This is a genomic window from Streptomyces sp. NBC_01092, assembly GCF_045039535.1.
In the GTDB taxonomy this organism is placed as follows: domain Bacteria; phylum Actinomycetota; class Actinomycetes; order Streptomycetales; family Streptomycetaceae; genus Streptomyces.
Genome location: NZ_CP108659.1, coordinates 2,646,346 through 2,670,853, shown reverse-complemented (window position 1 = coordinate 2,670,853; position 24,508 = coordinate 2,646,346). Strand labels below are relative to the sequence as shown.

Here is a 24,508-nt window from a genome sequence, read left to right as displayed (position 1 = left end):
CCGGCACGAAGCCCGCAAGGTCGAACGCCCCGCCGGTCGTCACCGGCGGGGCGTTCTGTTCTGCTGACCGAGGGGGGCTCAGGCCAGCAGGTCTGTGGCCGACGTGCTCACTGGTACGTGATGTCAGATGCCGAGAACCTGCAGGAGGTTCCGTCCGGGCCGGTGCCGATTTCCTTCGGCTCCTTGCCGCTGCTGTTGCCCTCGAAGCGGGTGCAGGTCTTGACCTTCTTGCCGCTGTCGCCGTGGATACGGATCTTGCGCAGGGCGGCCGTGTCGCCGTAGTTGGAGTTGATGCCGACGATCGACTTGCCCGGCGCGGTGACATCCACGTCGTTGATGATGATCGTGCGCTTGTACTGCGTGGAGCAGTTGCCGCAACTGCGCACCAGCTTGCCGAAGTTCGAGACCTGGAACTTGGTCACGACCAGCTTGCCCGCGCCGTTGAACTGCAGGACCTTGTCGTCGGCGTTCTTCGCGCCGCCGCCGTGGACCGTGTACACGGCCGACGACGACTTGCCCTTGAAGGTGGCCGCGTCCTCGCCGACGTCCAGCCACCACACGTTCTGCATCGTGCAGGAGCCCTTGCAGTGGACGCCGTCCGCGGCCGGGGTGCCGATGATGACGTTCTTCAGGACCGCGCCGTCGGCCAGCTCGAAGATCGGGTCCTGGCCCTCCTCCTGGCCGCTGCCGCCCAGGTCGCCCGAGCCGTAGAACCTCGTCAGCTTGCCGTCGTAGGTGCCCGACACCTTGATCGTCGACGAGACGGGCTTGCTGCCCTTCTCCGTCGGCCAGGACGTGGCCGCGCCCGCCGAGGACAGGAGCGTCGTGGTGACGACGGCCGCACCCGTGACGCCGAGGGCGCAGACGCCGGCGATCAGGGCCCGCCGCTTGGTCGCCCTGCGACGGTGCCGGACGCGCTGTTCAGCCTGTGCAGTCATGAACCGGTTTCTTCCTTGCGTGGAGGGGATCCTTGCGTCTCCTGGTCGCCACGCGTACGGAAAGGGTTGCCGGTCCTGCGGACTTTCTTTACGAACCTTACGAATCTCCGTCGGCTGCCGAGTCGTTGTCGTCGTGCGCCGTGAAGTCGCCCGTCACGGACAGCTGTTCGCCGCCCGCGGTGGCCGTCACCGCATAGGTGTCGTCCTTCGCGTCGCGGCCCCCGCGCTCGTGGTCGTACTGCCCCGCGAACACCCACTCGCCGGCGCGGACCGTACGGCCCTCCTTGAGCACCCAGGTGTAGACGAGCAAGCCGTCGTTCTCCTCGACCGTCAGCGTGAAGTCGTCCTCCGGCAGTGCCCGCCAGGCGCCGGTCGAGGTGACGGAGCCGGTCTGCGCCACCTTCAACCGGACGGTGAGCGCGGTGAGTTGCTCGCTGGTCCGCAGGGTCAGATTGCTCTGCGCCCAGAAGTCGTTGCTGTGCGGGTCCACCGAGCCGTCCGACCACAGCGGGCCGTCCTGCTCGCCCTTGGCGGCGGGCGCCTCGGGCGTGGCCGTCGGCTGCCGGGTCGGCGCCTCGGTCGTCTCGCGGGAATCCGGCGTCCGCTCCGGCGTCCGGTCGGCCGATGGCGCGGGCGGGACCGGGGCGCGGCTGGTGCCGTCGGGGGACGGGGCGGGCGTCGGTGACGTGGCCACCGTCTGCTGAGGGCGGTCCTCCTTCACGGCGGACGCCACCGCGTAACCGCCGACCGCGAGAACGCCGGCGACCGTGGCCGTGGCGGTCACCACCCGGACCCAGCCGTACACCGGCGGGCGGGTCGCCCGGTGGTCGGGGCGGGTCTGCTCGGCCATGCCGCGCTCGACGCGGGCCAGGATCCGCTCGCGGTCGGGCTCGTGCGCCTCGGCCGCCTCGTGCAGCCGGGCACGGAGTTCGTCGTGCACGTCCCGCCGCATCATCGGTTCCTTCCTCCGGCGTCCCCGGTGCGGGCCATCGCCGCCGCATGCACCTTGAGGGGAGCGCCCTGCGTCCCGAGCAGGCGTTGCAGCTCGGCCATTCCCTTCGAGGTCTGGCTCTTCACCGTACCGACCGATATGCCCAGGGCGAGCGCGGTGTCCTTCTCGGACAGGTCGAACGCGTGCCGCAGCACCACACAGGCGCGTTTGCGGAACGGAAGTCTACGCAACACCTCCTGGACGTCGACGACGCCCGCGATGTCCGGGTTCTCCGTCTTCTCCTCGCGCTGCGACCAGAACAGGGCGACCCGGCGGCGCTCCCGGACCGCGCTGCGGATCCTGGTGCGGGCCAGGTTGGCCACGACCCCGCGGGCGTAAGCCACCGGATGGTCGGCCGCGCGCACCCGGTCCCAGCGGTGCCACAGCGCCAGCAGCGCGTCCGCCGCGAGGTCGTCGGCGGCGTCCGCCTCACCCGTCAACAGATGGGCCAGGCGCGAGAGTTCGGCGTAGTGGCGCTCGAAGAAGGCATGGAACTCCACGGAGGCGGCGTCGTCGACGACGGTGCCCACGGGCGACCCCTCCAGCCTGCGCAGTCATGTGAACGAGGTGTGGTTGTCCGGCGATCGTTTCGCGATCAACCAGTCGAGGTGCGGAAGCGTAGCAGTGGTGGAACGCCCGATTCGTACGAGGGGTCGAACGCCGTGTGGTACATCGCACGTGAGCAGCTCTGATTCCGTAACACGGAGAAAACCTGAAACGCGTTCAACGTGGGAACAATCCAGCCAGCATCCGCGCATCGATCCATCAGGCAACAAGGAGTTACCGCCATGTCCGAGTCCCAGAAGGTGGCCGACCGGTCAAGTGCCCCACCGCCAGGCGTGAACAGCGTCGACCGGTACTTCAAGATCTCCGAACGGGGGTCCACCTTCGCCCGTGAGATACGGGGCGGCTTCGCCACGTTCTTCACGATGGCCTACATCCTTGTCCTGAATCCCATCATCCTCGGCAGCGCGAAGGACAAGTTCGGCCACCAGCTGGACGCGGTCCAACTCACCACCGCCACCGCCCTGGTGGCAGCCGTCATGACGGTCATCATGGGCGTCGGCGGCAACCTGCCCCTCGCACTCGCCGCCGGCCTCGGCCTGAACGCCGTCGTCGCCTTCCAGATCGCCCCGCTCATGGCGTGGGACGACGCGATGGGCCTGATCGTCCTCGAAGGCCTGCTGATCTGTGTGCTGGTGGTGACCGGGCTGCGCGAGGCCGTCATGCACGCCATCCCGCAACCGCTGAAGCAGGCGATCAGCGTGGGCATCGGCCTGTTCATCGCCTTCATCGGCTTTGTCGACGCCGGGTTCGTCAGCCGGATCCCGGACGCCGCGAACACCACCGTGCCGGTTCAGCTGGGCGGCACCGGTCAGCTCACCGGGTGGCCGATCCTCGTGTTCTGCCTCGGAGTTCTGCTGACGATCGCGCTGCTCGCCCGCAAGGTGAAGGGCGCGATCCTGATCAGCATCGTGACCATGACGGTCGTCGCGATGATCATCAACTCGATCGCCGACATAAAGGCCTGGGGCCTGACCACGCCCGCCTGGCCCGACAAGGTGGTCGACACCCCCGACTTCGGACTCATCGGCGACTTCAGCCTGTTCGGTGCGTTCGGTGAGACCACCGCCATCACCGTCGTCCTGCTGATCTTCACGCTGGTGCTGTCGGACTTCTTCGACACCATGGGCACCGTCGTCGGCGTCAGCGCGGAGGCCGGTCTCCTCGACGAGCAGGGCAAGGTGCCGAACCTCGGCCGCGTGCTGCTGATCGACGGTGCCGCCGCGGCCGCCGGCGGTGCGGCCTCGTCATCCTCCGCGACCTCCTACATCGAGTCGGCGGCCGGCGTCGGCGAGGGCGCGCGCACCGGCTTCTCCAACCTGATCACCGGTGGCCTGTTCGCCCTGGCCCTCTTCCTGACCCCGCTGCTCACCATCGTCCCCCTGCAGGCCGCCGCCCCCGCCCTGGTCGCCGTCGGCTTCCTGATGATGACCCAGGTCAAGCACATCGACTGGGAGAAGTACGAGATCGCCATCCCGGCGTTCCTCACCATCGCCGTCATGCCCTTCACCTACTCGATAACCAATGGCATCGGCGCCGGGTTCGTCGCCTACGTCGTCATCAAGGTGGTGCTGGGCAAGGCGAAGGACATCCACTGGCTGATGTGGGGGACCTCGGTGCTGTTCCTGGTGTACTTCGCCATCAACCCGATCGAGCAGATCCTCGGCGTCAAGTGACCCGCTAGTTCTTGAGTGCCGCCTCCATGACCTTCTTGGCCACGGGGGCGGCCAGCCCGTTGCCGCTCACCTCCGAGCGGGACGCATCCGACTGCTCGACGATCACCGCCACGGCGACCTCCTTGCCGTCGGCCTTCCCGTAGGACGTGAACCAGGCGTACGGCGTCTTGCTGTTGTTCTCGCCGTGCTGGGCCGTGCCCGTCTTGCCGCCCACCGTCGCGCCGGAGATCTGCGCGTTCGTGCCCGTGCCGTCCTCGACGACCGTCTGCATCGCCGACTGGAGCTGCTCGGCGGTGTCGGAGCTGACGATGTCCTTCGAGTCGGCCCCGTCGTCGTAGTTCTCCAACACATCCCCGCTGCCATCGGTGATCTGCGACACCATGTGCGGCGAGACCAGCTTGCCGCCGTTGGCTATGGCAGCGGACACCATGGCCATCTGCAGCGGGGTCGCGGTGACGTCGAACTGGCCGATGCCGGACAGGGCGGTCTGCGGCTTGTCCATGTCGGAGGGGTACACGCTCTCGTACGCCCGCACCGGCACGTCCTGCTGCTCGTCGTTGAAGCCGAACTTCTCGGCCATCTCGCGGACCTTGTCCTGGCCCAGGTCGACGGCCATCTTCCCGAAGACGTTGTTGCAGGAGTACTGCAGCGCGACCCGGATCGTGGCGTCCTCGCAGGGGGCGCTCGGGTTCTCGTTGCCCAGGTCCCGGTTGGTGTCCGGCAGCGGGTACGGGTCCGGGCTGACCGTCTTGTCGTCCACCGACGAGTACAGCCCGTCCTCCAGCGCGGCCGCCGCCACGACCAGCTTGAACGTCGAACCCGGCGGCAGCGGCTGGCGCAGCGCGCGGTTCGTCATCGGCTTGTCGGAGTCCTTGGTCAGCTGCTTCCAGGCGTCCGAGTCGCCCGTGGTGATCCGCGTCGGGTCGTACGACGGAGTGGACACGACCGCGAGGATCTTCCCCGTGGTGGGGTCGATCGCGACGGCGGCGCCCTTCTTGTCGCCGAGCGCTTCGTACGCCGCCTTCTGCACGGCCGGGTCGATCGTCGTGACCACGTTGCCCGGGTCGGACCGCTTGTTGGTGACCGTGTCCAGCACGCTCTTCAGCCGGTTGTCGGTCCCGTCGAGCAGGTCCCGGTAGATGCCCTCCAGCTGGGTGGCGCCGAACGCCTGCGAGCTGTAGCCGGTCACGGCCGAGTACAGCGAGCCGTCCGTGTACGTGCGCTTGTAGGCGAGGTCGCCGCTCTTCGTGCGCGCCGAGCCGGTGATCGCCTCGCCGCCCACGATGATGTTGCCGAGCGGCTCGCTGTACAGCGCGATCGTGTTCCGCCGGTTGTCCTTGTCGTCCGCGAGGGCCTGGCCTTCGTAGAACTGCACCCAGGTCGCCCTGACCAGCAGAGCGAACACCAGGAGCAGCGCGAAGACGGACGCCCGCCTGATCGTCTTGTTCATCCCACTCGAGAGGACGACCAGGATGCGGTCAATCGTTCCCTTGCGCCTCGTTTTCTCATCGAGCGTTCATGAAGCCCGCCTCGTACGCGGCGATCACCGCCTGGGTGCGGTCCCGGGTGCCGGTCTTCGCCAGGACCGCCGCCACGTGCGACTTCACCGTGGCCGGACCCACGTCCATCCGCCGCGCGATCTCCGCGTTGGTCAGGCCCTGCGCCATCAGCCGCAGCACATCGCTCTCACGGCCTGTGAGCCGCGCCACCCAGGGCGGCGGCGTCGGGTACGCGCGCGCGTGCTCGGCCGCGAGGGCGCGGACGGCCGACGGGAACAGCAGCGTGTCCGTGTGCGAGACCAGCCGTACGGCCTGGACGAGCGCGTCGGCCTCCGCCCGCTTCAGCAGGAACCCGGCGGCCCCGACACGCAGGGCGTCGTACACATAGGAGTCGTTCTCGAAGGTGGTGACGACGACAATCCGGGGCGGATCGTCGAGCGTGGCCAGGATCTGCTCGGTGGCCCGGATGCCGTCGATCTCCGGCATGCGTACGTCCATGAGGACGACGTCGGGCCGCTTCTCCCGCACGACGGACACGGCCTCGGCCCCGGTCGACGCCTCGCCGACGACCTCCAGGTCCGGCTCGGCGGAGAGGATGGCGCGCAGGGCGCTGCGGACCATGCGCTCGTCGTCGGCGAGGACGACACGGATCGCGGGGCGGGGCGTCATGGGCGTTCCCTCGGGGTCGGTGGGCAGTTCATCGGCAGCCGCACGCGCAGTCTCCAGACGCGCTGCGCCGCATCCCCTTCACTCGGCCCCGCCTCCACCGTCCCGCCCAGCAGCCGGGCGCGGTCGGCGATGCCGCGCAGGCCATGGCCGCCGCCGGGGCGGCAGGAGGGGGCGTGGGTCAGGGGGTTCTCCACGGTGATCTCCAGCTGCCCGTCGGCGACCACGATCCGCAGGCTCACGCTCACCCGTTCCCCGGCGTGCTTCAGGGCGTTGCTCAACCCCTCCTGCACGATGCGGTACGCCTCGCGGGACAGGACGGGCGCCACGGCCTCCGTATCGGCGTCGACCTTGGCGGCCACGCGCAGCCCGCCCGCACGGGTGCGGCGCAGCAGGCCGTCCAGATCGGCGGCGAGGGTGGGCGCAGGTGCCGTACCGGGCGTGTCGCCGTCCCTCAACACGCCCAGGACGGCATCGAGTTCGCCGACCGTACGCCGGGTCGTGTCCTCGATCGCGGCGAGGGCCTCGCGGACGAACTCCGGGTCGGTGTCGAGGACCCGGCGGGCGGCGCTCGCCTGCAGGGTGACGGCACTCAGGGCGTGGCCGACGGAGTCGTGCAGTTCGCGCGCGAGCCGGCCCCGCACGGCGAGGTCCGCGGCGCGCGCCTCGGCCGCCGCGAGCCGGTCCTCGGGCGTGGGGCCCAGCAACGCGGGTGCCCAGCGGGCCAGGAGCGTGCCGCTGAGGGCCGCGCAGGCGGCGAGCGCGACGAGCGTCGCGACGCCCGCGACCGGCGCGAGCGCCAGCACCCAGGTCTGGTCGAGAGCTTCGGGCAGGTCGACGAGCGAGGCCCCGCCCAGCCACACGAGCAGTGGCAGCGCGGTGAGGAAGCCGGCGAACGGCGGTACCGCCAGCGACATCCCCGAGATGATCCCGCCGAACCCGAGATGCAGCGTGAACCAGGCCGCCACTCGCCCCTTCTCCACCCGCGTCCGTGCGGGCCCGTAGGCGAGCAGCCCCGCGTCCACCCCGCACAGCGACCGCACCGCACCCGCCTCCAGCGAACGGGTCAGCGGGAACAGGGCCGCGGTGAGGGCGGCCAGGGGCAACCCGACGGCGAAGGACAGGAGTTGGAGCGGCAGGTCGTTGAAGACGTACCGGGAGTTGGTGGCGGGGCCGACGACGAGCTGGCCGACGAAGACGTACGGCATGGCGAGCGCGCCGCCGAGGATGAGGTGGATCCAGCGCCGACGCGCCCGCCGTCCGAACAGGAACCCCGCGAACCGGCTCACGCCGTACGACACTTCCGGCTCGCGGAGCGCTCCGCGAGGAAGTGGATCCCGAGGCAGGCGACGAGGATGCCGACGATCATCTGGCCAGCGTAGGTGAGGCTCAGCACAGGTGTGGGGCCGTCGGCCACGTCGGTGAGCGGGGCCAGCGACAGCCAGCCCGCCCAGCAGACCGTCGCCGCGGAGCCGACCCAGGCCAGCGCGAGGGGCAGCCCGACGGGCAGGGCACGGCCGCGCCGGAACGCGAGGAGGAGGCCGCCGGTGACGGCCATGGCGAGGAACACCGCCGACAGCGCCTCCATGACGTAGAAGCCACCGGCCCGGTCGGTGACGCGGCTCTCGCCGAGCCCGGCGGTGCCACCGCACGCCCACAACAGGTGGGCGATCAGCGGCGGCAGCGCGCATCCGGCCGCCGCGACGGCGACGGCACGCTGGGCCGCCCCGATGAAGCCGACCGGAAGCTCCCACACCCGCCCCTGCCACAGCCGGCCCCAGCGGTCGCGGGCGTACAGCACGAGCAGGGCGCCGAGAGTGAGTCCCTGCACGATGAACCCGCTGTAGACGACCCCGAAGACCCAGGCGTCCAGGAACGGTTCACCACCGGCGGCCGTGGTGTTCGTGGCCCCGCCGAGCGCGTCGACGACGAGCTGGATCGGAAACCCGGCCATGATCGGCGCGAGCAGCCCGGTGGCCACCCACGCGGGCAGGACGAGCAGCCACGCGGGCACCCGCAGCCCCCACGGCCGGGTCAGCACCAGCGCGAGCACGATGACGGCCGCGTCCATGAGCACGGTGACGCTGTTGGCGACGGCCATGCTCGCCCGGTGCTCCAGCAGCGAGCTGCCGTCCGGGATGCCGATCCGACTCCCCGCGAGCCACGCGACCTTGAGCGAGAGATACGGCATGCAGGAGACGATGGCGACGGCCCGCAGGGCGCGACGGGCCCTGCCGAGACCGACGGCGTCGTCGGTCTGCGGGGCATGAGCGAGTGTCTGCGTCATAGGGCCACGCTCCCGCGAGGGCGCCGGCCGGCACCTCCTGCCCGGCGATGATCCGTCTCCGCCTGACGGGGGAGAGGCTCTCAGCCCTCCAGGTGCAGCACGACCTCGTCGATCTCCTCGCCCCGCGCGTTCGCGAAGCCCCTGGCCTGTGCGGTCACCCGGAAGCCGCACTTCGTCAGCACCCGCAGCGAGCCGCCGTTGTCCGCAGCCGCCCGTGCGTACAGCGGGCGTTCGGGCACCTCGGCGAGCAGCCCGCGCAGGGCGGCCGTGGCCACACCCCGGCCCCAGTACGCGCGGTCGACCCAGTAGGTCACCTCTCGCTCGCCTGGCTCCCCGTACACCGCCGCGCTCCCCACCACGTCACCGTCGGCCAGGATCGTGCGCAGCACATGCGAGGAGGACCGGATCCGGCTCCAGTGCGCGTCGAACGCGTCCCGGTCCGCCGGGTCCTTGGGGGTGAAGGCCGCCATGCGCAGGGCCTCCGGGTCGTTCATCTGCCGGTAGAAGACCGGCAGATCGCTGTCGTGCACCTCACGCAGTTCCACATCCATGGAGTCAGAGCCTACGAGTGGCCAGCGTCAGCCGGTCCCGCGCGTCGAACAACGCGTCCTTCACCATCTGTTCGTGCGCGGGCGTCAGCCGGGCCACCGGGACCGAGCAGCTGATCGCGTCGCGGGCCGGGGTGCGGTACGGGATCGCCACGCCGAAGCAGCGCAGGCCGAGGGTGTTCTCCTCGCGGTCCACGGCGAAGCCCTGCTCGCGGACCTGGTGGAGCTCCTCGATGAGCTTCTCACGGTCGGTGATCGTGTTCTCGGTCAGCGCGGGCAGCGTCTCGGGGAGCATCTTGCGGACCTGCTCGTCCGAGTAGGTGCTCAGCAGCGCCTTGCCGAGGGACGTCGAGTGCGCGGGCAGGCGCCGGCCGACCCGGGTGAAGGGGCGCAGGTAGTGCTGGGACTGGCGGGTGGCGAGATAGACGACGTTCGTGCCGTCGAGACGGGCCAGGTGGATCGTCTCGGTCGTGTCGTCGGACAGCCGGTCCAGCGTCGGGCGCGCCGCCGCGACCACCTCGTCGCCGTCGATGTACGACGTGCCGACCAGCAGCGCCCGGACGCCGATGCCGTACCGGGTGCCCGTCGCGTCCGTCTCCACCCAGCCCAGTTCGACCAGCGTGCGCAGCAGCATGTAGAGGCTGGACTTGGGGTATCCGACGGCCTCCTGGACCGCCGCGAGGGAGTGCATGCCGGGGCGTCCGGCGAAGTATTCGAGCAGTTCAACCGTCCGTACCGCGGACTTGACCTGCGCTCCGCCGCCCGTCTCGCCTGCCGACATCGCCCTTGACCCCTTCGTTCGACGGGAAATAGTCTCCGACAGCGTATTCATCATCAGAGACAGTGTTCAGTATATCGAACACCCCTGGTGGATGACCCAGTACTGCGGCATTACATGTGGAGGGACCTGCGGTGGCAGCAGCACCAGTCTGGAGTGTCGACCCCCGTACCGGGAAGCAGCGTGAACAGGTTGCGGTGGAGGCCACAGCCCAGGAGGTGGACGCCGCCGTCCGCGCCGCGCACGAAGCGCGCGGTTCGCTCGCCGACCGTACGGTCCGCTCGGCCTTCCTGCGCACGGCCGCCGACCGGCTGCAGGCGGCCAAGGACCAGCTCGTCGAGGCCGCCGACGCGGAGTCCGCGCTCGGCCCGGTCCGCCTCACCGGCGAACTCGCCCGCACCTGCTACCAGTTGAGGGCGTTCGCGGACATCGTCGACGAGGGCGCCTTCCTGGACGTCGTCATCAACCACCCCGACGCCGCCGCCACCCCGCCGATCCCGGACCTGCGCCGCTACAAGGTGCCCCTCGGCGTCGTCGCCGTCTACTCGGCGTCCAACTTCCCCTTCGCCTTCTCCGTCGCCGGCGGCGACACCGCGAGCGCGCTCGCCGCGGGCTGCCCCGTCGTCGTCAAGGCCCACCCCGACCACCCGGCGCTCTCGGAGCTGGTCGCCAAGGTGCTGCGGACGGCCGCCGCCGCGCACGGCATCCCCGCGGGCGTGGTCGGTCTGGTGCACGGCTTCGAGGCCGGCATCGAACTGATCAGGCACCCGCTGGTCGCCGCGGCCGGCTTCACCGGCTCCGTACGGGGCGGGCGCGCCCTCTTCGACGCGGCCGCCGCCCGTCCGGTCCCGATCCCCTTCCATGGCGAGCTGGGCTCCCTGAACCCGGTCGTCGTCACCGAGGCGGCCGCCACCGAGCGCGGCGAGGCGATCGGCACGGGCCTCGCCGGGTCCATGACGCTGGGCGTCGGGCAGTTCTGTGTGAAGCCGGGCCTGGTGCTGGTGCCGTCCGGAGCGGCGGGCGACGGCCTGCTCAAGTCCCTCACGGACGCGGTCAGCGACACCGACGCCGGCGTCCTGCTCGACCACCGGATGCGGGACAACTTCATCGCCGGGGTCGCCGAGCGCACCGAGCTGCCGGACGTGGAGTCCCCGGTGACGCCGGGGGCGGGCAGCGAGCACACGGTCAGCGCCGGGTTCCTGACGGTCGCTGCCGAGAAGCTGGCGAGCGAGGGCGCGTACGACCTTCTCCTGGAGGAGTGCTTCGGCCCGGTCACGGTGGTCGCCCGCTACGACGACGACGCGCAGGCGCAGGCCGTGCTGTCCCGGCTGCCCGGCAACCTCACCGCGACGGTTCACCTGTCGGCCGAGGAGGCGGCCGGTGAGGGGCGCGGCGCCGAGATCCTCGCGGAGCTGACGCCGCTGGCCGGACGCGTGCTGGTCAACGGCTGGCCGACGGGTGTGGCCGTGGCACCGGCCCAGCATCACGGTGGTCCCTACCCGGCGACGACCTCGACCTCCACCTCGGTGGGCGGCACGGCCATCGAGCGGTGGCTGCGGCCGGTGGCCTACCAGGGGGCGCCCGAGGCACTGCTTCCGGCGGAGCTTCGGGATGACAATCCGCTGGGGCTGCCGCGCAGGTTCAACGGCACGCTGGAACGCTGAGTTTCGTCAGCCTTTGTGTGACTCCAGGCCCGCGTCCCGGGCCAGGAGTGCCGCCTGCACCCTGTTGTCGCAGTCGAGCTTGGTCAGGATGCGGCTGACGTACGTCTTCACCGTGGCCTCGCTCATATGCAGGCGGGCGCCCGCGTCCGCGTTGGACAGGCCCTCGCCCAGCAGGGCCAGCACCTCGCGTTCGCGGGCCGTCAGGCCGGCCAGCCGGCGGCGGGCCTCCTCGCCGCGCGCGGTGGCGGCGGGGGAGGCGAGGGTGTCCACGACGTGCCGGGTGGCGGCCGGGGAGAGATAGGCGTTGCCGGCCGCCGCCGCACGGACCGCGTGGATCAGCTCCTGCGGCGCGGAGTCCTTCAGCAGGAAGCCCGCGCCGCCGTGGCCGAGGGCCCGCAGCACGTTCTCGCGTTCCCCGAACGTGGTCAGGATCAGCACCCGCACACCTGGTGCGGCCCGGCCCATCTCGGCCAGCGCCGTCAGCCCGTCCATCACCGGCATCTGGATGTCCAGCAGGGCCACGTCGACCGCGGTGCTCCGGGCGGTCTCCACCGCTTCCCGGCCGTCCGCCGCCTCCGCGACGACGTCGATGTCGTCGGCCGAGGTGAGGATCATCCTGATGCCGGCCCTGATGAGCGGCTCGTCGTCGGCGACGAGGACCCGGATCACACGGCCTCCTGCGCGGTGTCGGTGCGGTGGACGGATGGCAAAGCCCCGCCATCATGCCCGATCCGGTCACCTGTGCGACCTCGTCGCCCCGTTCAGATCTTGTCCTTGAAGGACTCCTTCGCGATCAGCTTCCCGTCGCGGAAGCAGAACCGGTAGACGATGTCGTCGTCGACGTCCAGGTAGTGACGGCACTTCGCGCCCTCCGGCAGCGGCGGGCCTTGCTTCTCCTGGCCGTCGGTGAGCAGGGAACTGCCCTCCGGCAGCTTGGCCTTCACGTCCTTCTCGGCATCGCCGACCTTCGCGGACTTGTACACGCTCGGCGATATGGTGCCGCTCTCGACCTCGTCGAACAGCGCCGTCAGCCCCCAGGCCCCCAGGCCGAGAACGCCCACGACGAGGACGACGGAGGTGACGACACAACCGAGGGCGACCTTCTTCTTGCTGCTCATGATGGCGGCGAACTCCCCTTGCGGATCGGAACGGTCGATGACCGCTCCACCGTCGCCCGCCGCGCCCCCGCCGATCTGCCCTCGAAAGTCGTCGCCCGCGGCGACGGAGGTCGCGCCTTTCGGGCGGGGCAGGGTCTCGCCACCGCCGTACGGCAGCACACCGGCGAGCCGGAAGCCGCCGTCGGGCGTGGCGCCGGTGTGCACCATGCCCCCGACCAGCCGGGCCCGCTCCTGCAGGCCCGCCAGCCCCTGGCCGCCGCTGATCGCGGGCGGGGACGTGGGCGCCCCGGCCGGCACGGGCCCGTTGGCCACCTCGACCACCAGGCTGTCGGGTTCATAGCGCAGCGCCACTGTGATCGGGGCGCCCGGCGCGTGCTTGTGCGCGTTGGTCAGGCCCTCCTGGGCGATGCGGTACGCCGCGTGGTCGGCGGCGGGCGCGAGGGGACGTACGGTGCCGGAGCGGTGCAGCTCCACGGCCGCGCCCGCAGCCTGCGACGACTCGACGAGGTCGGCGACGGTGGCCGCCCCGCGGGCCGTCGGGGGCTCGCCGTCGGCCGGGCCGGGCCGCTCGCCGTCGGGCGCCGCGACGCCGTCCCGCAGGATGCCCACCGCCTCGCGCAGCTCCCGCATCGCGGACCTGGAGGCCTCCCGGAGGATGCCCACCCCTTCCCGCTGGCGGTCGCTCAGATCCGGGTCCACTTCCAGCGCCCCGGCGTGCACGGTGATCAGGGCGAGCTGGTGTCCGAGGCTGTCGTGCATGTCCTGGGCGATGCGCTGCCGCTCCAGGAGCCGGGCCTGCCCCGCCACCATCGCCTGCTCGCGCACCAGTTGGGCGTTGTGCCGCCGCAGGGCGTCGAGCAGTGCGTGGCGCTGGGCGCGGTAGCGGGAGGCGAGGCCCGGCACGATCACCAGGGCCAGGAACGATCCCGCCGCCAGCCCGGCCGTCAGGAGCATCGACATCTCGATCTCCTCGTCGGCCGCCTCGCGAACGCCGACGACGAGGTAGAGCACGAACGCGGCGGCGTACGCGGCCAGCGCCCGCCCGGGGCGCATGATCCGGCTGCCCGCCGACCAGCTCGCGTACACCAGCAGCGGCAGCGTGCCGGCCACCATCCCGGCCATGGCCGACGAGATGAGCAGCACGGTCACCGGCAACGAGCGGCGGGCCAGCACCAGTACGGCTACGGCCAGCGTGATGACGGCGGACCAGGCGACGTATCCGGCATTCCCGTCGAAAAGTCCCGCCGATCCGGCGACCACCACGGTGAGCACGCTCTCCCCGATGATCCGCTTACGGGGCCAGGGGGAGGCGGCGGCGAGCCGGGACCGGAGCGACCGGTCGGTGCGGGGTGTCTGTGCTACGTCCACGCGCAGACGATAGTCAGCCACCCGCGGGCGCCCGCATCCGCCCTTCGGTGCGGCCCCGAACGACGAAAGTCGACGCCCTGCCACCACCGGATCCGTCATCTTTGGTCGTTGCGGACGTCGACTTACGGAGACTGCCCCGGGCCGGGGCGCGCCCTGAGGATGGATCCGCCGGACGAGGGCGCCGGCGCAGGGACCACCACCGGCTCGGGGAGCGAAACCGTGGACAGCGCGCGACCGCAGGTGAACGAGCGATTCACCATCAGGCAGAAGACCACGTTCATGATCAACCGCTACGTCGTGACCGAGACGCTGCCCGACGGCTCCGACGGCAAGGTCGTCGCCTTCGCCGAGCAGAAGCGGATGGCGCTCAAGGAGCAGATGACCTTCTACACCGACGAGTCGAAGGACCGCGTCCTGTTCACCGCCAAGGCCCGCCAGATCCTCGACGTCGGCGCCGCCTACGACGTGCGCGACGCGGTCGGCAACCCCGTCGGCACGTTCCGCAAGAAGTTCGCCGCCTCCCTGCTGCGCTCGACATGGGAACTGGAGCAGCCGGGCTCCGTCACCGCCGTCGGGACCGAGCGCAACCGGCTCGTGGCCGTGGTGCGCCGGGTCTGGGAGCTGCTCCCGCTCGACTTCGTGCCGTTCGCGTGGCCGTACCACTTCGACTTCACCTCGGGCGACAAGCCGGTGATGAAGGTCGACAAGAAGATAGGGCTGCGCGACCGCTACCTGCTCGACGTGGCCTCGCCCGATCTCGACCTGCGCCTCGCCATCGCCCAGGCCGTCGCCCTGGACGCCCTCCAGTCCCGCTGACCGGGACCCCCCTCGGGCGCGCGGTACGGGGGACGGCCTGGAAGAATCCCGCCATGGACCTGGAAATCCCCGAACTCCCCTTCCCGCTGCGCACCTACGGCCCCGACGGCCACTGGTCCTACGAGGACGACGGCATCCTCTCCGGATGGGCCGGCCCCCGGCAGGACCGTTTCGTGCCGCCCACCGGCGAGGCCCTGGACGCCGCCTCCGACGCGCCCCGGCTGCTCGGCGCGCCCGAGGGCGACTTCCAGCTGATCGCCCGTGTCACCGTCGGGTTCGCCGCCGCCTTCGACGCCGGGGTGCTCTACGTCCATGTCGGGGAGCGGGCCTGGGCCAAGCTGTGCCTGGAGTACTCCCCGGACGTGCCGACCGTGTGCACGGTGGTCACCCGGGGGCACTCCGACGACGCCAACTCCTTCTCCGTGGAGGGCAGTTCGGTGTGGCTGCGGGTGAGCCGCACCGGGCGTGCCTTCGCCTTCCACGCCTCCCGCGACGGCGAGCGCTGGACCTTCGTCCGGCTGTTCACGCTGGGGGAGGAGAAGGAGGCGGACGCCGCCCTGATCGGGTTCATGACGCAGTCGCCGATGGGGGAGGGGTGCGTGGTGACCTACGACCACCTGGAATTCAGGCCGAACTGGCCGAAGGACCTGCGAGACGGAAGCTGAGCAGCCCGGTCACCGCGAGCAGTGCCGCGCTGATCACCAGGCTCAGCCGCATCCCCGACACGAAGCCGTCGGAGATCAGCGCCCCGAAGACGGCGATGCCCAGCGCCCCCGCCATCTGCCGCGCCGCGTTGAGGACGCCGGCCGCGAGCCCCGCCCGTTCGGCGGGCACGGCGTCCATCATCGCCGCCGTCAGCGGCGGCACCGTCAGCGCGCAGCCCAGCGCCATCGGGACGAGGAGCAGCGCCACCACGACCGGGGGCGTGTCCGCGTCGACGAACAGCATCATGAGCAGTCCCGCGACGGCGAGGCCCTGGCCCACCACCATGGGCAGCCGGGCGCCGTGGCGTCCGGCGAGCTTGCCCGCCACCACGTTGGTCACCGCGATCAGGCCCGTCATCGGCAGGAACATCAGCCCGGCCTGGAGCGCCGAACGGCCCTGGACCTGCTGGAAGAAGAGCGAGAAGACGAACACCATGCTGTAGAAGGCGACGCTGACCGCCGCTCCGGCGGCCACCGTCACCGCGACGGTCCGGTCGCGGAACAGGCCGAGCGGGACGACCGGGTGCGGTCGGCGTGCCTCGATCCGGAGGAACGCGCCGGCCGCCACCACGGCCACCGCCAGCCCCGCCCAGCCCGCCGCACCACCCTCGATCACCGCGAACGTCAGCGCGGTGAGCGCCACCACCGCCGTCACCTGACCGGGCAGGTCCAGCGGAGCCGGACGGCGCTGCGAGCGCGGGGCCCGCACCAGCAGTACGAGGATCAGGGCGCCCACGGGAAGGTTGACGAAGAAGATCCCGCGCCAGTCCCAGGCCGTGGTCAGCGCACCGCCCGCCACCGGACCCAGCGCCACCGCCGCCGAACCGCCCGCCGCCCACACGGCCACCGCGCGGGCCCGGCGCGCCGGATCGGCGTACGCCTGCCGCACCAGCGCCAGCGAGGCGGGCAGCACGATGGCCGCCGCGACGCCCTGCACGACCCGCGCGCCGATCAGGGCGGGCAGGTTCGGCGCCAGGCCGCAGGCCGCCGAGGCGAGCGTGAAGACACCGGCGCCCAGCGCGTACGCCCTGGTCGCCCCGGCCCGGTCCGAGAACGCCCCGGTGGACAGCATCAGCGCGGCGAAGGCCAGCGTGTAGGCGTCCACCACCCACTGAAGGCCCGACATCCCGCCGCCGAGGGAGGAACCCATCGCGGGCAGGGCCACGTTCACGATGGACGCGTCGAGGCAGACCAGCGCGAAGCCGAGAAGACCGGCGGTGAGGGTGAGAGCGGCGGAGGGGGTCTTGGGTTCCTTGGGCCTCGACCCCAACTCGCCCTGAGTGGAGGTGAGTTGGGTGCCATTGCGTGTCACGTTCGTCGACATGCCTCCATGCTGCGGATCCGCGCCGTCGTACAGTAGTGGCCAAAATGCCATGCAGCCGGAGGTTCTGGCCATGACCCAGTCGCCCACCCCGCACCGCATCGCCGTCGTGGCGCCCTCGCCCGTGTCGATGTTCAACCTCGCCATCCCCGAGATGCTGTTCGGCAAGGTCGAAGTCGACGGGCGGCCCGGCTACGAGGTGGTCATCTGCGCGGCCGAGCCGGGACCGGTGCCCACCAGCGGCGGGCTCGACCTGTACGTACGGCACGGACTCGACGCCGTACGGACGGCGGACACGCTGCTCGTCGCCGGGACCGGTGAACCCTTCGAGCCGGACGCGCGGATCGTGGCCGCGGTGCGCGAGGCGGCCGCCGACGGCAAGCGGATCGCCTCCCTGTGCACCGGCGCCTTCCAGCTCGCCGAGGCCGGCCTGCTGCACGGGCGCAGGGCCACCACGTACTGGGCCCACGCCGAGGAGCTGCGCCGCCGCTACCCGCACGTCGACCTGCGCGGCGACGTGCTGTACGTCCAGGACGGGCCCTACGTCACCTCGTCCGGCTACGCCGCCGGCATCGACCTGTGCCTGCACATCATCCGCACCGACTACGGCGCCGCCGTCGCCAACGAGGTCGCCCGGCGCGCACTGGTCGCGCCCGTACGGCCCGGCGGCCAGACCCAGTTCACCCAGACCCCGCTGCCGCCCGAGCGCGGCAACGCCTGTGGCGACACCCGCGGCTGGGCCATGCGCAACCTCGACAAGCCGCTCACCCTCACCGACCTGGCCCGCCACGCCGGGGTCAGCGTGCGCACCCTCACCCGCCGCTTCCACGCCGAGAGCGGGGTGAGCCCGCTGCAGTGGCTGCTCCATCAGCGCATCGAGCGCGCCAAGGAACTGCTGGAGACCACGGACCTGCCCATGGACCAGGTGGCCCGCGCCGGCGGCCTGGGCACGGCCGACTCGCTGCGCGGGCATCTGGTCCGCCGTACGGGACTGACGCCCAGCGCCTACCGGGCGCAGTTCAGCCGGCTCGGAACCGGGGCGGCCGGGGCCACGTCCTCCGTTGCATGATCGGTGACAAAGTGACCGCGACCCGGGTGATCCGCACCGTCCTGCCCGCCGAGGCGGAGACCGTCGCCGCCTTGCACGCGCGAGCACGGGCGACGTACTACCCGGACGGCATCCCGGACGACGGCACCGACTGGTCCGCCGCATGGTCCGCCGCCATCGAGCGGCCCGAGGGCCATGTGCTGTGCGTGGTCGAGCAGGGCCGGATCGTCGGCCTCGCGTCCTTCCGCACCCCCGAGGGCGCCCCCGCGGACACGGTCAGGCTGTTCCAGTTCCATGTCGACCCCGACCGCTGGGGCCGTGGCGTCGGCACCGCGCTGCACGCGGCCTGTGTGGAGGAGTGGCAGGCGGACGGCAAGCGCACGGCCGTGCTCGACGTGCACGTGGACAACCGGCGGGCGCAGAGCTTCTACGCCGGCCGGGGCTGGCTGCCCGACCCCGACGACCCGCCCACCGAGGGCGATCACCACCTGAACCTGCGGTTCTCCGTGACCGGGGAATGAACCCGGCTGCTTGAAGGTTCATCCAGTCTGCGGAGGGTGTCTCCGTATCCGTCCGACCTGGAGAGAGCCGAAGACATGCGCGTCGAGATCTGGAGCGACATCGCCTGCCCCTGGTGCTACGTGGGCAAGGCCCGCTTCGAGAAGGCGCTCGAAGCCTTCCCGCACCGCGACCAGGTCGAGGTCGTGCACCGCTCGTTCGAGCTGGACCCCGGACGCGCCAAGGGCGACATCCAGCCCGTGATCACCATGCTCACGAAGAAGTACGGCATGAGCGCGGCGCAGGCACAGGCAGGTGAGGAGAACCTCGGCGCGCAGGCCGCCGCGGAGGGCCTCGCGTACCGCACCGAGGGCCGCGACCACGGCAACACCTTCGACATGCACCGCCTCCTGCACCTCGCCAAGGAGCAGGGCAGGCAGGACGAGCTGATCCAGGTCCTCTACAAGGCGAACTTCGCCGAGGAGCGGTCCGTCTTCTCCGAGGGCGACGAGCGCCTCGTGGAGCTGGCCGTCGCCGCGGGACTCGACGCCGACGACGCCCGGAAGGTCCTCGCCGACCCGGCCGCCTACGCCGACGACGTGCGCGCCGACGAGCGCGAGGCCGCCGAGCTCGGCGCGAACGGCGTGCCGTTCTTCGTCCTCGACCGTAAGTACGGCGTCTCCGGCGCCCAGCCCGCCGACGTCTTCGAGCAGGCGCTCACGCAGGCGTGGGGCGAGCGTTCGCCGCTTCGGCTCATCGACCAGGGTGACGCGGACGCGTGCGGTCCCGACGGGTGCGCGGTGCCGCAGAGGTAAAAGGCGCAGGTGGCGGCGGACCTATAAGCGTTGCTTTGCGAAACCACGCAGAAATAGTCAATGGACTACGAGTTCTCCGGGGCCCACAGTGGAGCCATGGAGACCTTCGAGAGCCTCGTCCGCACGGAGTTCGCGCCGAAGAACACCTACCTGAACACAGCCAGTACCGGCCTGGTACCGGCCCGCACCGTCGCCGCCCTGAGGACCGCCGTCGAGGCCGCGGCCGCCGGCCGGCCGACCGACATGTTCGCGGATGTGGAGGCGAGCCGCGCCTGCTTCGCGCGGCTCGTCGGCGTGCCCGAGCGCCGGGTGGCGGCCGGCGCCTCCGTCGCGGTCTACAGCGGCCTGATCGCCGCCTCCCTCCCGGAGGGCGCCGAAGTCCTCACCGCCGAGGGCGACTTCAGCTCCGTCGTGAACCCCTTCCACGTCCGCTCCGACCTCAAGGTGCGCAGCGTGCCGCTGGAGCGGGTCGCCGAGTCGGTGCGGCCCGGCACCGCCCTGGTCGCGGTCAGCGCGGCCCAGTCCGCGGACGGCCGGGTGGCCGACCTGCCCGCGATCCGGGAGGCAGCGCGCGAGCACGGGGCGCGTACGTACATCGACGCGTCCCAGGCCGCCGGATGGCTGGACTTCGATGCGGACGCCTATGACTACAGCGCCTGCGTCGCCTTCAAGTGGCTCGTCTGCCCGCGGGGCGTGGCCTTCCTGGTCGTCCCGGAGGACCTCGGCGGGCTCACCCCGCTGTTCGCCGGCTGGGTGGCGGGGGAGCGCCCGTGGGACGCGTGCTACGGCCCGATCGACGAACTCGCCCACTCCGCACGGCGGTTCGACGAGAGTCCCGCCCTCTTCTCCTACGCCGGCGCCCGCCGCTCCCTCGAACTACTGGAGGAGCTCGGCCTGGACGCCGTGCGCGCCCACGACCTGGCCCTCGCCGACCGCTTCCGCGCGGGCCTGGCCTCCCTCGGCCACGAGGCCGTCCCGTCCCCCGGCTCGCCGATCGTCTCCGTGCCCGGACTCGGCCGCCGCCAGGCCGAGCTGAGCAGCGCCTCGGTGGAGGTCTCCGACCGGGCGGGCAACCTGCGCGCGGCCTTCCACCTGTACAACACGCCCGCCGATGTCGACCGCCTGCTCGACGTCCTCTCTGTCTGAACCACTGGCGCCGGCCCTGCCGGGACGCTAGTGTGATGCGCCAGAAATCCTGAGGGTTAGTTATGCTCTGTTTTCTGGCTGCCGGTTCCGACCTTGGTGAGGTAGTCGGCGAGGGAGTGGAGGATTTCGTCGGCGGTCTTGGTCCAGGTGAAGGGCCGTGGGTTCTCGTTCCAGGTGTCGATCCACGCGGTGATGTCGTCCTCCAGGGCCTTGACCGATGTGTGGACGCCCCGTCGGATGAGCTTGTCGGTCAACAGGCCGAACCACCGCTCGACTTGGTTCATCCAGGAGGAGCCGGTCGGGGTGAAGTGGACGTGGAAGCGGGGGTGCTTGCCCAGCCACGTCTTGATCTCGGCGGTGTTGTGGGTGGCGTAGTTGTCACAGACCAGATGGACGTCGAGTTCGGCCGGCACCGCTTTGTCGATCGTGACCAGGAACTTCTTGAACTCGATGGCCCGGTGGCGGCGGTGCAGTGCCGATATGACCGTGCCGTCGGCGATGTTGAAGGCCGCGAACAGGCTGGTGATGCCGTGCCGGTAGTAGTCGTGGGTACGCCGCTCGGGCATGCCGGGCATTATGGGCAGCACCAGCTGTGACCGGTCCAGAGCCTGAATCTGGGACTTCTCGTCCACGCACAACACCACCGCCTTCTCAGGCGGGTGGTGATACAGGCCGACGACATCGACGACCTTGGCGACGAACTGCGGATCGGTGGAGAGCTTGAAGGAATCCTGAAGGTGTGGCTTGAGGTCAAACCGCTTCCAGATCCGCCCGATCGTCGATTTCGACAGGCCGGTCCGCTCGGCCATCGAGGCCCGCGACCAGTGCGTGTCCTTGCCCGGACTGGACTCCAATGTCGCCACGATGACGTCCTCGACCTGTTCGAGCAGGATCGAGGGCGGCCTTCCCACCCGGGGTTCGTCGGACAAGCCGTCGAGGCGTTTCGCGACGAACCTGGCCCGCCAGCGTTCCACCGTCGACTCGTCAACACCGAGGTCGATCGCGGCCTGCCTGTTGGTCCCGCCCTCCGCGCAGCGCAGCACGATCTTTGCGCGCAACGCCAGATACTGGGCGGTCTTCGCCCGCCTCGCCCACCGGGTGAGCTGATCCCGCTCAGCCCTACTCAGGACCAGGTCAGCCTTCGGCCGACCGATACGAGCGGCATCCTCAAGCCCGGCCAGCCGCTCAGCGGCGAACTTCCCGCGCCACTTCCTCACCGTCGCCACCGTCACGCCGACCTCTGCCGCCACACGAGCATTCGGCGCACCGTCCGCGCACGCCAGCACAATGCGCGCCCGCTCCACAAAACGCGGCGCCACCACCCCACTTACCCAACGGGACAACTCCGCCCGCTCCTGAGCGGACAGAGTGACTTCAACAGCTGGAGGACCCGGCGACATGAAATCAGGCTAGCGACTTAACCTCAGGATTTCTGGCGCATCACACTAGGAAGGTCACGTGGAGTCCACGGGCGGTACCTCCGCACCGCCGCCTGCCGACGCGGAGGTGCACCGACGGCTGGTGTACGGCGACGAGTCGGCGCTGGCCGAGGTGTACGCGACGTACGGCGGGCTGGTGCGGCGGGTGGCCGTGCGGGTCACGCGCTCACCGGCCGCCGCCGAGGACGTGGCGCAGGAGGTCTTCGCGCAGCTGTGGAGCCGGCCGTACACCTACGACGCGCGCCGTGGCTCGCTGCGCACCTGGCTGTCCGTGGTCGCCCACCGGCGCGCCGTGGACTGGGTGCGCAGCGAGGCCCGGCACCGCAAGGCCGCCGGCGCCGACGACACCACGCTCCAGGCCATCCCGGACGCCGGTCCCGGCCCCGACGAGACGGTCGTCGACCGCGAGCGCTCCCTGCTGCTGCACTCCGCCCTCGCCGAACTCCCGCAGCCGCAACGCGAGGTCGTGCACCTCGCCTACTTCGCCGGCCGCACCTATCGGCAGGCCGCCGTGGAACTGGGGATACCGGAGGGCACGGCCAAGACCCGGCTGCGCAGCGCCCTGCGCTCCTTGGCGGAAACTTTGGCCGACCCGCCGGACCCGGCGCTCGAAAGGGGCGCATGATGGCGAGAGGGGTACTCGCCGGTCAGGCGGGAAAAGTGTCCGCAGAGAGCAGGCACGCACAGAGCAGGCACGCAGAGAGCGGGCACGCAGAGGAGGTGCGCGATGACCGACGGGCACGAGGCCGTACGTGACCTGCTGGCCGCCTGGGCCTTCGGCGCCCTCGACCCGGCCGAGGAGAAGACGGTCCGGGCGCACCTGGCCCGGTGCGAGAGCTGCGCCGCCGAGGCGGCCAGACTGAAGGAAACGGTACGGCTGCTCGACGGGCCGCCGCTCCACGCTCCCGCAGGCTCGGCCGACGGTGTGCTCTCCCTCGCCCTGCGCACCCGGCCGGCCGCCTCCCGCGTCGCCGGGCACGCCGCCCCCTACGCCGCCGCCGTCGCCGGGCTCAAGGCGCTGCTGCCCGAGCTCGCCGGCCGCTGGACCACACCGGTCGTGCACGACTGGGACGCGCACGCCACCGTCGCCCACCTCCTCGCCGCCGACGAGCACCTGGCCGGCCGGCTCGGCGTCGACGCGCGCGTACCGCCCTCGCGGATCGAGCAGGGCGCGCACTGGGAGGACGCCTGGAACCGCCGTAGCGCCGACGTCATCGCCCATGAGCACGGCCGTACGCCCGAGGAGACCGTGGCCGACTGGGCCGCGCAGGCGGACGCGCTGCTCGCGACGACCGAGGCCCGGGACGCCGAACTCGCCGCGCGGGCCGTGATGTTGATGGGGCTGCGGCTGCCCGTCGCCGACCACTTCCTGGTGCGCGGCTTCGAGACGTGGATCCACACCGACGACATCGGCCGCGCCCTCGGCCTCGCCGTCCCGCTGCCGCCGCCGGAGCACCTGGACCGGCTGGTCCGCCTCGCCGTCCGCATCCTCGGCCTGGCCCTGGGACCGACCGCGCCCCCGGTGCTGTTCTCGGTCACCGGGGGCGAGGAATGGGTGCTGGGCTCCGAGGCCGAGCCCGTACGGGCCGAACTCAGCCTCGATCCCTACGACTTCTGTCTGCTGGTCGGCGGGCGGTACACCCCCCGGACGGTGCCCAGGGGCGCCACGGGCGACGCGGCCGCCGTACGGAACGTACTGGAGCGGGCCGCGTCGCTGGCGTGGCTGTGAGGGTCACTTCACAGGAGTGAAGTCCCGTGCGCCGATGAACTCCGGCCGCCGTATCGGAGCCGCGAAGGGCTCCACGGCCGCGTTCTCCACGCTGTTGAACACGATGAACACGTTGCTGCGCGGGAACGGCGTGATGTTGTCGCCGGAGCCGTGCATGCAGTTGCAGTCGAACCAGGTCGCCGAACCGGCCTTGCCCGTGAAGAGCTTGATGCCGTACTCGGACGCCATCTTCGTCAGCGCCTCGTCGGACGGCGTGCCCGCGTCCTGCATCTGGAGGGACTGCTTGTAGTTGTCCTTCGGCGTGGCCCCCGCACATCCGAGGAAGGTGCGGTGCGAGCCGGGCATGATCATCAGCCCGCCGTTGGTGTCGTGGTTCTCGGTCAGCGCGATCGAGACGGACACCGTCCGCATGTTCGGCAGCCCGTCCTCGGCGTGCCAGGTCTCGAAGTCCGAGTGCCAGTAGAAGCCGCTCGCCCCGAAGCCCGGCTTGACGTTGATCCGCGACTGGTGGACGTACACGTCCGAGCCGAGGATCTGCCGCGCCCGGCCGACGACCCGCTCGTCGCGCACCAGAGCAGCGAACACCTCGCTGATCCTGTGCACTTCGAAGACGGAGCGGATCTCCTTGGACTTCGGCTCGATGATCGACCGCTCGTCGGCTCGGATCGCCGGATCGGTGACGAGCCGCTCCAACTCCCGGTGGTAGACGGCCACTTCGTCCGGGGCGATGAGCTGGTCGATGGCCAGGAAGCCGTCGCGCTCGAACGACTGGAGGTCGCCGGCCGGGATCGGGCCCGGCGTGTCGGGGGAGCCCCACACAACGGGGTCCTGGCGCGGGGTCGACACCTCGGTGGCGCCGCGGCTGGGGTACAGGTCAGTCATCGTGGTCACGATG

24 protein-coding genes are annotated in these 24,508 nt (G+C 71.1%); 10 read left to right on the top strand and 14 right to left on the bottom strand.

Translation table 11 applies throughout. The features are described 5' to 3' along the window. Window positions 1-107: 107 nt before the first annotated feature. The 3 genes from OG254_RS11805 to OG254_RS11795 all read right to left on the bottom strand — a co-directional run bounded on the left by OG254_RS11805 (window position 108) and on the right by OG254_RS11795 (window position 2,459). Window positions 108-938, bottom strand: coding sequence for a pectate lyase (locus OG254_RS11805; protein WP_405580367.1), 831 nt, complete (start codon window positions 936-938; stop codon window positions 108-110). Window positions 939-1,035: 97 nt separating this feature from the next. Continuing rightward, window positions 1,036-1,893, bottom strand: coding sequence for a hypothetical protein (locus tag OG254_RS11800; protein ID WP_405580365.1), 858 nt, complete (start codon window positions 1,891-1,893; stop codon window positions 1,036-1,038). Beyond that, a complete protein-coding gene (locus OG254_RS11795; protein ID WP_405580363.1) occupies window positions 1,890-2,459 on the bottom strand; it encodes a SigE family RNA polymerase sigma factor in 570 nt (189 codons plus the stop codon). The genes OG254_RS11800 and OG254_RS11795 overlap by 4 nt, the downstream gene beginning before the upstream one ends. A gap of 258 nt (window positions 2,460-2,717) precedes the next feature. On the opposite strand from OG254_RS11795, the gene OG254_RS11790 reads away from it, so the two are divergent. Further along, the gene (locus OG254_RS11790; protein WP_405580360.1) at window positions 2,718-4,169 is read left to right on the top strand and encodes an NCS2 family permease; all 1,452 of its coding nucleotides are present in this window, start codon (window positions 2,718-2,720) and stop codon (window positions 4,167-4,169) included. 4 nt (window positions 4,170-4,173) lie between these two features. On the opposite strand, the gene OG254_RS11785 is transcribed toward OG254_RS11790, so the two are convergent. The 6 genes from OG254_RS11785 to OG254_RS11760 all read right to left on the bottom strand — a co-directional run bounded on the left by OG254_RS11785 (window position 4,174) and on the right by OG254_RS11760 (window position 9,950). After that, window positions 4,174-5,619, bottom strand: a complete 1,446-nt coding sequence (locus OG254_RS11785) for a peptidoglycan D,D-transpeptidase FtsI family protein (RefSeq protein ID WP_405580357.1) — start codon at window positions 5,617-5,619, stop codon at window positions 4,174-4,176. Window positions 5,620-5,674: 55 nt separating this feature from the next. Then, complete coding sequence (locus OG254_RS11780) at window positions 5,675-6,337, bottom strand: response regulator (protein WP_405580354.1); 663 nt, start codon at window positions 6,335-6,337, stop codon at window positions 5,675-5,677. Next, window positions 6,334-7,623 (bottom strand): sensor histidine kinase, encoded by a 1,290-nt coding sequence (locus OG254_RS11775; protein WP_405580351.1) that lies wholly within the window; start codon window positions 7,621-7,623, stop codon window positions 6,334-6,336. The genes OG254_RS11780 and OG254_RS11775 overlap by 4 nt, the downstream gene beginning before the upstream one ends. Next, complete coding sequence (locus tag OG254_RS11770) at window positions 7,620-8,621, bottom strand: hypothetical protein (protein WP_405580349.1); 1,002 nt, start codon at window positions 8,619-8,621, stop codon at window positions 7,620-7,622. The genes OG254_RS11775 and OG254_RS11770 overlap by 4 nt, the downstream gene beginning before the upstream one ends. Window positions 8,622-8,701: 80 nt before the next feature. Next, window positions 8,702-9,172 carry a GNAT family N-acetyltransferase gene (locus tag OG254_RS11765; RefSeq protein ID WP_405580346.1) on the bottom strand — a complete coding sequence of 157 codons (471 nt, stop codon included), beginning with the start codon at window positions 9,170-9,172 and terminating at the stop codon, window positions 8,702-8,704. A gap of 4 nt (window positions 9,173-9,176) precedes the next feature. Next, a complete protein-coding gene (locus OG254_RS11760; protein WP_030956770.1) occupies window positions 9,177-9,950 on the bottom strand; it encodes an IclR family transcriptional regulator in 774 nt (257 codons plus the stop codon). Between the two features lie 131 nt (window positions 9,951-10,081). On the opposite strand from OG254_RS11760, the gene OG254_RS11755 reads away from it, so the two are divergent. Beyond that, window positions 10,082-11,611 (top strand): aldehyde dehydrogenase (NADP(+)), encoded by a 1,530-nt coding sequence (locus tag OG254_RS11755; protein ID WP_405580342.1) that lies wholly within the window; start codon window positions 10,082-10,084, stop codon window positions 11,609-11,611. A 6-nt stretch (window positions 11,612-11,617) separates the two neighbouring features. Here the strand turns inward: OG254_RS11755 and OG254_RS11750 are convergent, their stop codons facing one another. Then, complete coding sequence (locus OG254_RS11750; protein ID WP_405580340.1) at window positions 11,618-12,280, bottom strand: response regulator; 663 nt, start codon at window positions 12,278-12,280, stop codon at window positions 11,618-11,620. A gap of 92 nt (window positions 12,281-12,372) precedes the next feature. Further along, window positions 12,373-14,097, bottom strand: coding sequence for a sensor histidine kinase (locus OG254_RS11745; RefSeq protein ID WP_405580337.1), 1,725 nt, complete (start codon window positions 14,095-14,097; stop codon window positions 12,373-12,375). Between the two features lie 219 nt (window positions 14,098-14,316). Between OG254_RS11745 and OG254_RS11740 the strand changes: the two genes are divergently transcribed. Then, window positions 14,317-14,913, top strand: a complete 597-nt coding sequence (locus OG254_RS11740; protein ID WP_405580334.1) for a hypothetical protein — start codon at window positions 14,317-14,319, stop codon at window positions 14,911-14,913. Between the two features lie 53 nt (window positions 14,914-14,966). After that, window positions 14,967-15,578, top strand: a complete 612-nt coding sequence (locus OG254_RS11735; RefSeq protein ID WP_351195071.1) for a DUF1349 domain-containing protein — start codon at window positions 14,967-14,969, stop codon at window positions 15,576-15,578. Here the strand turns inward: OG254_RS11735 and OG254_RS11730 are convergent. Beyond that, window positions 15,538-16,941 carry an MFS transporter gene (locus OG254_RS11730; RefSeq protein WP_405580332.1) on the bottom strand — a complete coding sequence of 468 codons (1,404 nt, stop codon included), beginning with the start codon at window positions 16,939-16,941 and terminating at the stop codon, window positions 15,538-15,540. The two genes, OG254_RS11735 and OG254_RS11730, sit on opposite strands and share 41 nt — an antisense overlap. Window positions 16,942-17,011: 70 nt before the next feature. On the opposite strand from OG254_RS11730, the gene OG254_RS11725 reads away from it, so the two are divergent. The 4 genes from OG254_RS11725 to OG254_RS11710 all read left to right on the top strand — a co-directional run bounded on the left by OG254_RS11725 (window position 17,012) and on the right by OG254_RS11710 (window position 20,445). Next, window positions 17,012-18,007 carry a GlxA family transcriptional regulator gene (locus OG254_RS11725; protein WP_405580329.1) on the top strand — a complete coding sequence of 332 codons (996 nt, stop codon included), beginning with the start codon at window positions 17,012-17,014 and terminating at the stop codon, window positions 18,005-18,007. Next, window positions 18,004-18,507 (top strand): GNAT family N-acetyltransferase, encoded by a 504-nt coding sequence (locus OG254_RS11720; protein WP_405580327.1) that lies wholly within the window; start codon window positions 18,004-18,006, stop codon window positions 18,505-18,507. Before OG254_RS11725 ends, OG254_RS11720 begins: the two co-directional genes overlap by 4 nt. Before the next feature lie 75 nt (window positions 18,508-18,582). Further along, complete coding sequence (locus OG254_RS11715; RefSeq protein ID WP_405580324.1) at window positions 18,583-19,299, top strand: DsbA family oxidoreductase; 717 nt, start codon at window positions 18,583-18,585, stop codon at window positions 19,297-19,299. Between the two features lie 96 nt (window positions 19,300-19,395). Beyond that, the gene (locus OG254_RS11710) at window positions 19,396-20,445 is read left to right on the top strand and encodes an aminotransferase class V-fold PLP-dependent enzyme (protein WP_405580321.1); all 1,050 of its coding nucleotides are present in this window, start codon (window positions 19,396-19,398) and stop codon (window positions 20,443-20,445) included. A gap of 56 nt (window positions 20,446-20,501) precedes the next feature. On the opposite strand, the gene OG254_RS11705 is transcribed toward OG254_RS11710, so the two are convergent. Beyond that, window positions 20,502-21,845 (bottom strand): IS630 family transposase, encoded by a 1,344-nt coding sequence (locus OG254_RS11705; RefSeq protein WP_405580318.1) that lies wholly within the window; start codon window positions 21,843-21,845, stop codon window positions 20,502-20,504. 58 nt (window positions 21,846-21,903) lie between these two features. Between OG254_RS11705 and OG254_RS11700 the strand changes: the two genes are divergently transcribed. Together OG254_RS11700 and OG254_RS11695 are read left to right on the top strand one after the other, a co-directional pair. Beyond that, a complete protein-coding gene (locus tag OG254_RS11700; protein ID WP_405580316.1) occupies window positions 21,904-22,509 on the top strand; it encodes an RNA polymerase sigma factor in 606 nt (201 codons plus the stop codon). Between the two features lie 102 nt (window positions 22,510-22,611). Then, window positions 22,612-23,613: a maleylpyruvate isomerase family mycothiol-dependent enzyme gene (locus tag OG254_RS11695; protein ID WP_405580313.1), complete on the top strand. Its 1,002-nt coding sequence runs from the start codon at window positions 22,612-22,614 to the stop codon at window positions 23,611-23,613. Window positions 23,614-23,616: 3 nt separating this feature from the next. Here OG254_RS11695 and thpD read toward each other — a convergent pair whose 3' ends face one another. Next, entirely contained in the window at window positions 23,617-24,495 is an 879-nt protein-coding gene (thpD, locus tag OG254_RS11690) for an ectoine hydroxylase (RefSeq protein WP_405594948.1), read from the bottom strand. Window positions 24,496-24,508: the final 13 nt, after the last annotated feature.

What these genes read in the sequence shown, in the direction of transcription:
- OG254_RS11805 (WP_405580367.1), bottom strand. Translation starts at nt 938, where the DNA reads ATGACTGCACAGGCTGAACAGCGCGTCCGGCACCGTCGCAGGGCGACC.
- OG254_RS11800 (WP_405580365.1), bottom strand. Translation starts at nt 1,893, where the DNA reads ATGATGCGGCGGGACGTGCACGACGAACTCCGTGCCCGGCTGCACGAG.
- OG254_RS11790 (WP_405580360.1), top strand. Translation starts at nt 2,718, where the DNA reads ATGTCCGAGTCCCAGAAGGTGGCCGACCGGTCAAGTGCCCCACCGCCA.
- OG254_RS11785 (WP_405580357.1), bottom strand. Translation starts at nt 5,619, where the DNA reads ATGAACAAGACGATCAGGCGGGCGTCCGTCTTCGCGCTGCTCCTGGTG.
- OG254_RS11780 (WP_405580354.1), bottom strand. Translation starts at nt 6,337, where the DNA reads ATGACGCCCCGCCCCGCGATCCGTGTCGTCCTCGCCGACGACGAGCGC.
- OG254_RS11770 (WP_405580349.1), bottom strand. Translation starts at nt 8,621, where the DNA reads ATGACGCAGACACTCGCTCATGCCCCGCAGACCGACGACGCCGTCGGT.
- OG254_RS11765 (WP_405580346.1), bottom strand. Translation starts at nt 9,172, where the DNA reads ATGGATGTGGAACTGCGTGAGGTGCACGACAGCGATCTGCCGGTCTTC.
- OG254_RS11760 (WP_030956770.1), bottom strand. Translation starts at nt 9,950, where the DNA reads ATGTCGGCAGGCGAGACGGGCGGCGGAGCGCAGGTCAAGTCCGCGGTA.
- OG254_RS11735 (WP_351195071.1), top strand. Translation starts at nt 14,967, where the DNA reads ATGGACCTGGAAATCCCCGAACTCCCCTTCCCGCTGCGCACCTACGGC.
- OG254_RS11730 (WP_405580332.1), bottom strand. Translation starts at nt 16,941, where the DNA reads ATGTCGACGAACGTGACACGCAATGGCACCCAACTCACCTCCACTCAG.
- OG254_RS11725 (WP_405580329.1), top strand. Translation starts at nt 17,012, where the DNA reads ATGACCCAGTCGCCCACCCCGCACCGCATCGCCGTCGTGGCGCCCTCG.
- OG254_RS11720 (WP_405580327.1), top strand. Translation starts at nt 18,004, where the DNA reads ATGATCGGTGACAAAGTGACCGCGACCCGGGTGATCCGCACCGTCCTG.
- OG254_RS11715 (WP_405580324.1), top strand. Translation starts at nt 18,583, where the DNA reads ATGCGCGTCGAGATCTGGAGCGACATCGCCTGCCCCTGGTGCTACGTG.
- OG254_RS11710 (WP_405580321.1), top strand. Translation starts at nt 19,396, where the DNA reads ATGGAGACCTTCGAGAGCCTCGTCCGCACGGAGTTCGCGCCGAAGAAC.
- OG254_RS11705 (WP_405580318.1), bottom strand. Translation starts at nt 21,845, where the DNA reads ATGTCGCCGGGTCCTCCAGCTGTTGAAGTCACTCTGTCCGCTCAGGAG.
- OG254_RS11695 (WP_405580313.1), top strand. Translation starts at nt 22,612, where the DNA reads ATGACCGACGGGCACGAGGCCGTACGTGACCTGCTGGCCGCCTGGGCC.
- thpD (WP_405594948.1), bottom strand. Translation starts at nt 24,495, where the DNA reads ATGACTGACCTGTACCCCAGCCGCGGCGCCACCGAGGTGTCGACCCCG.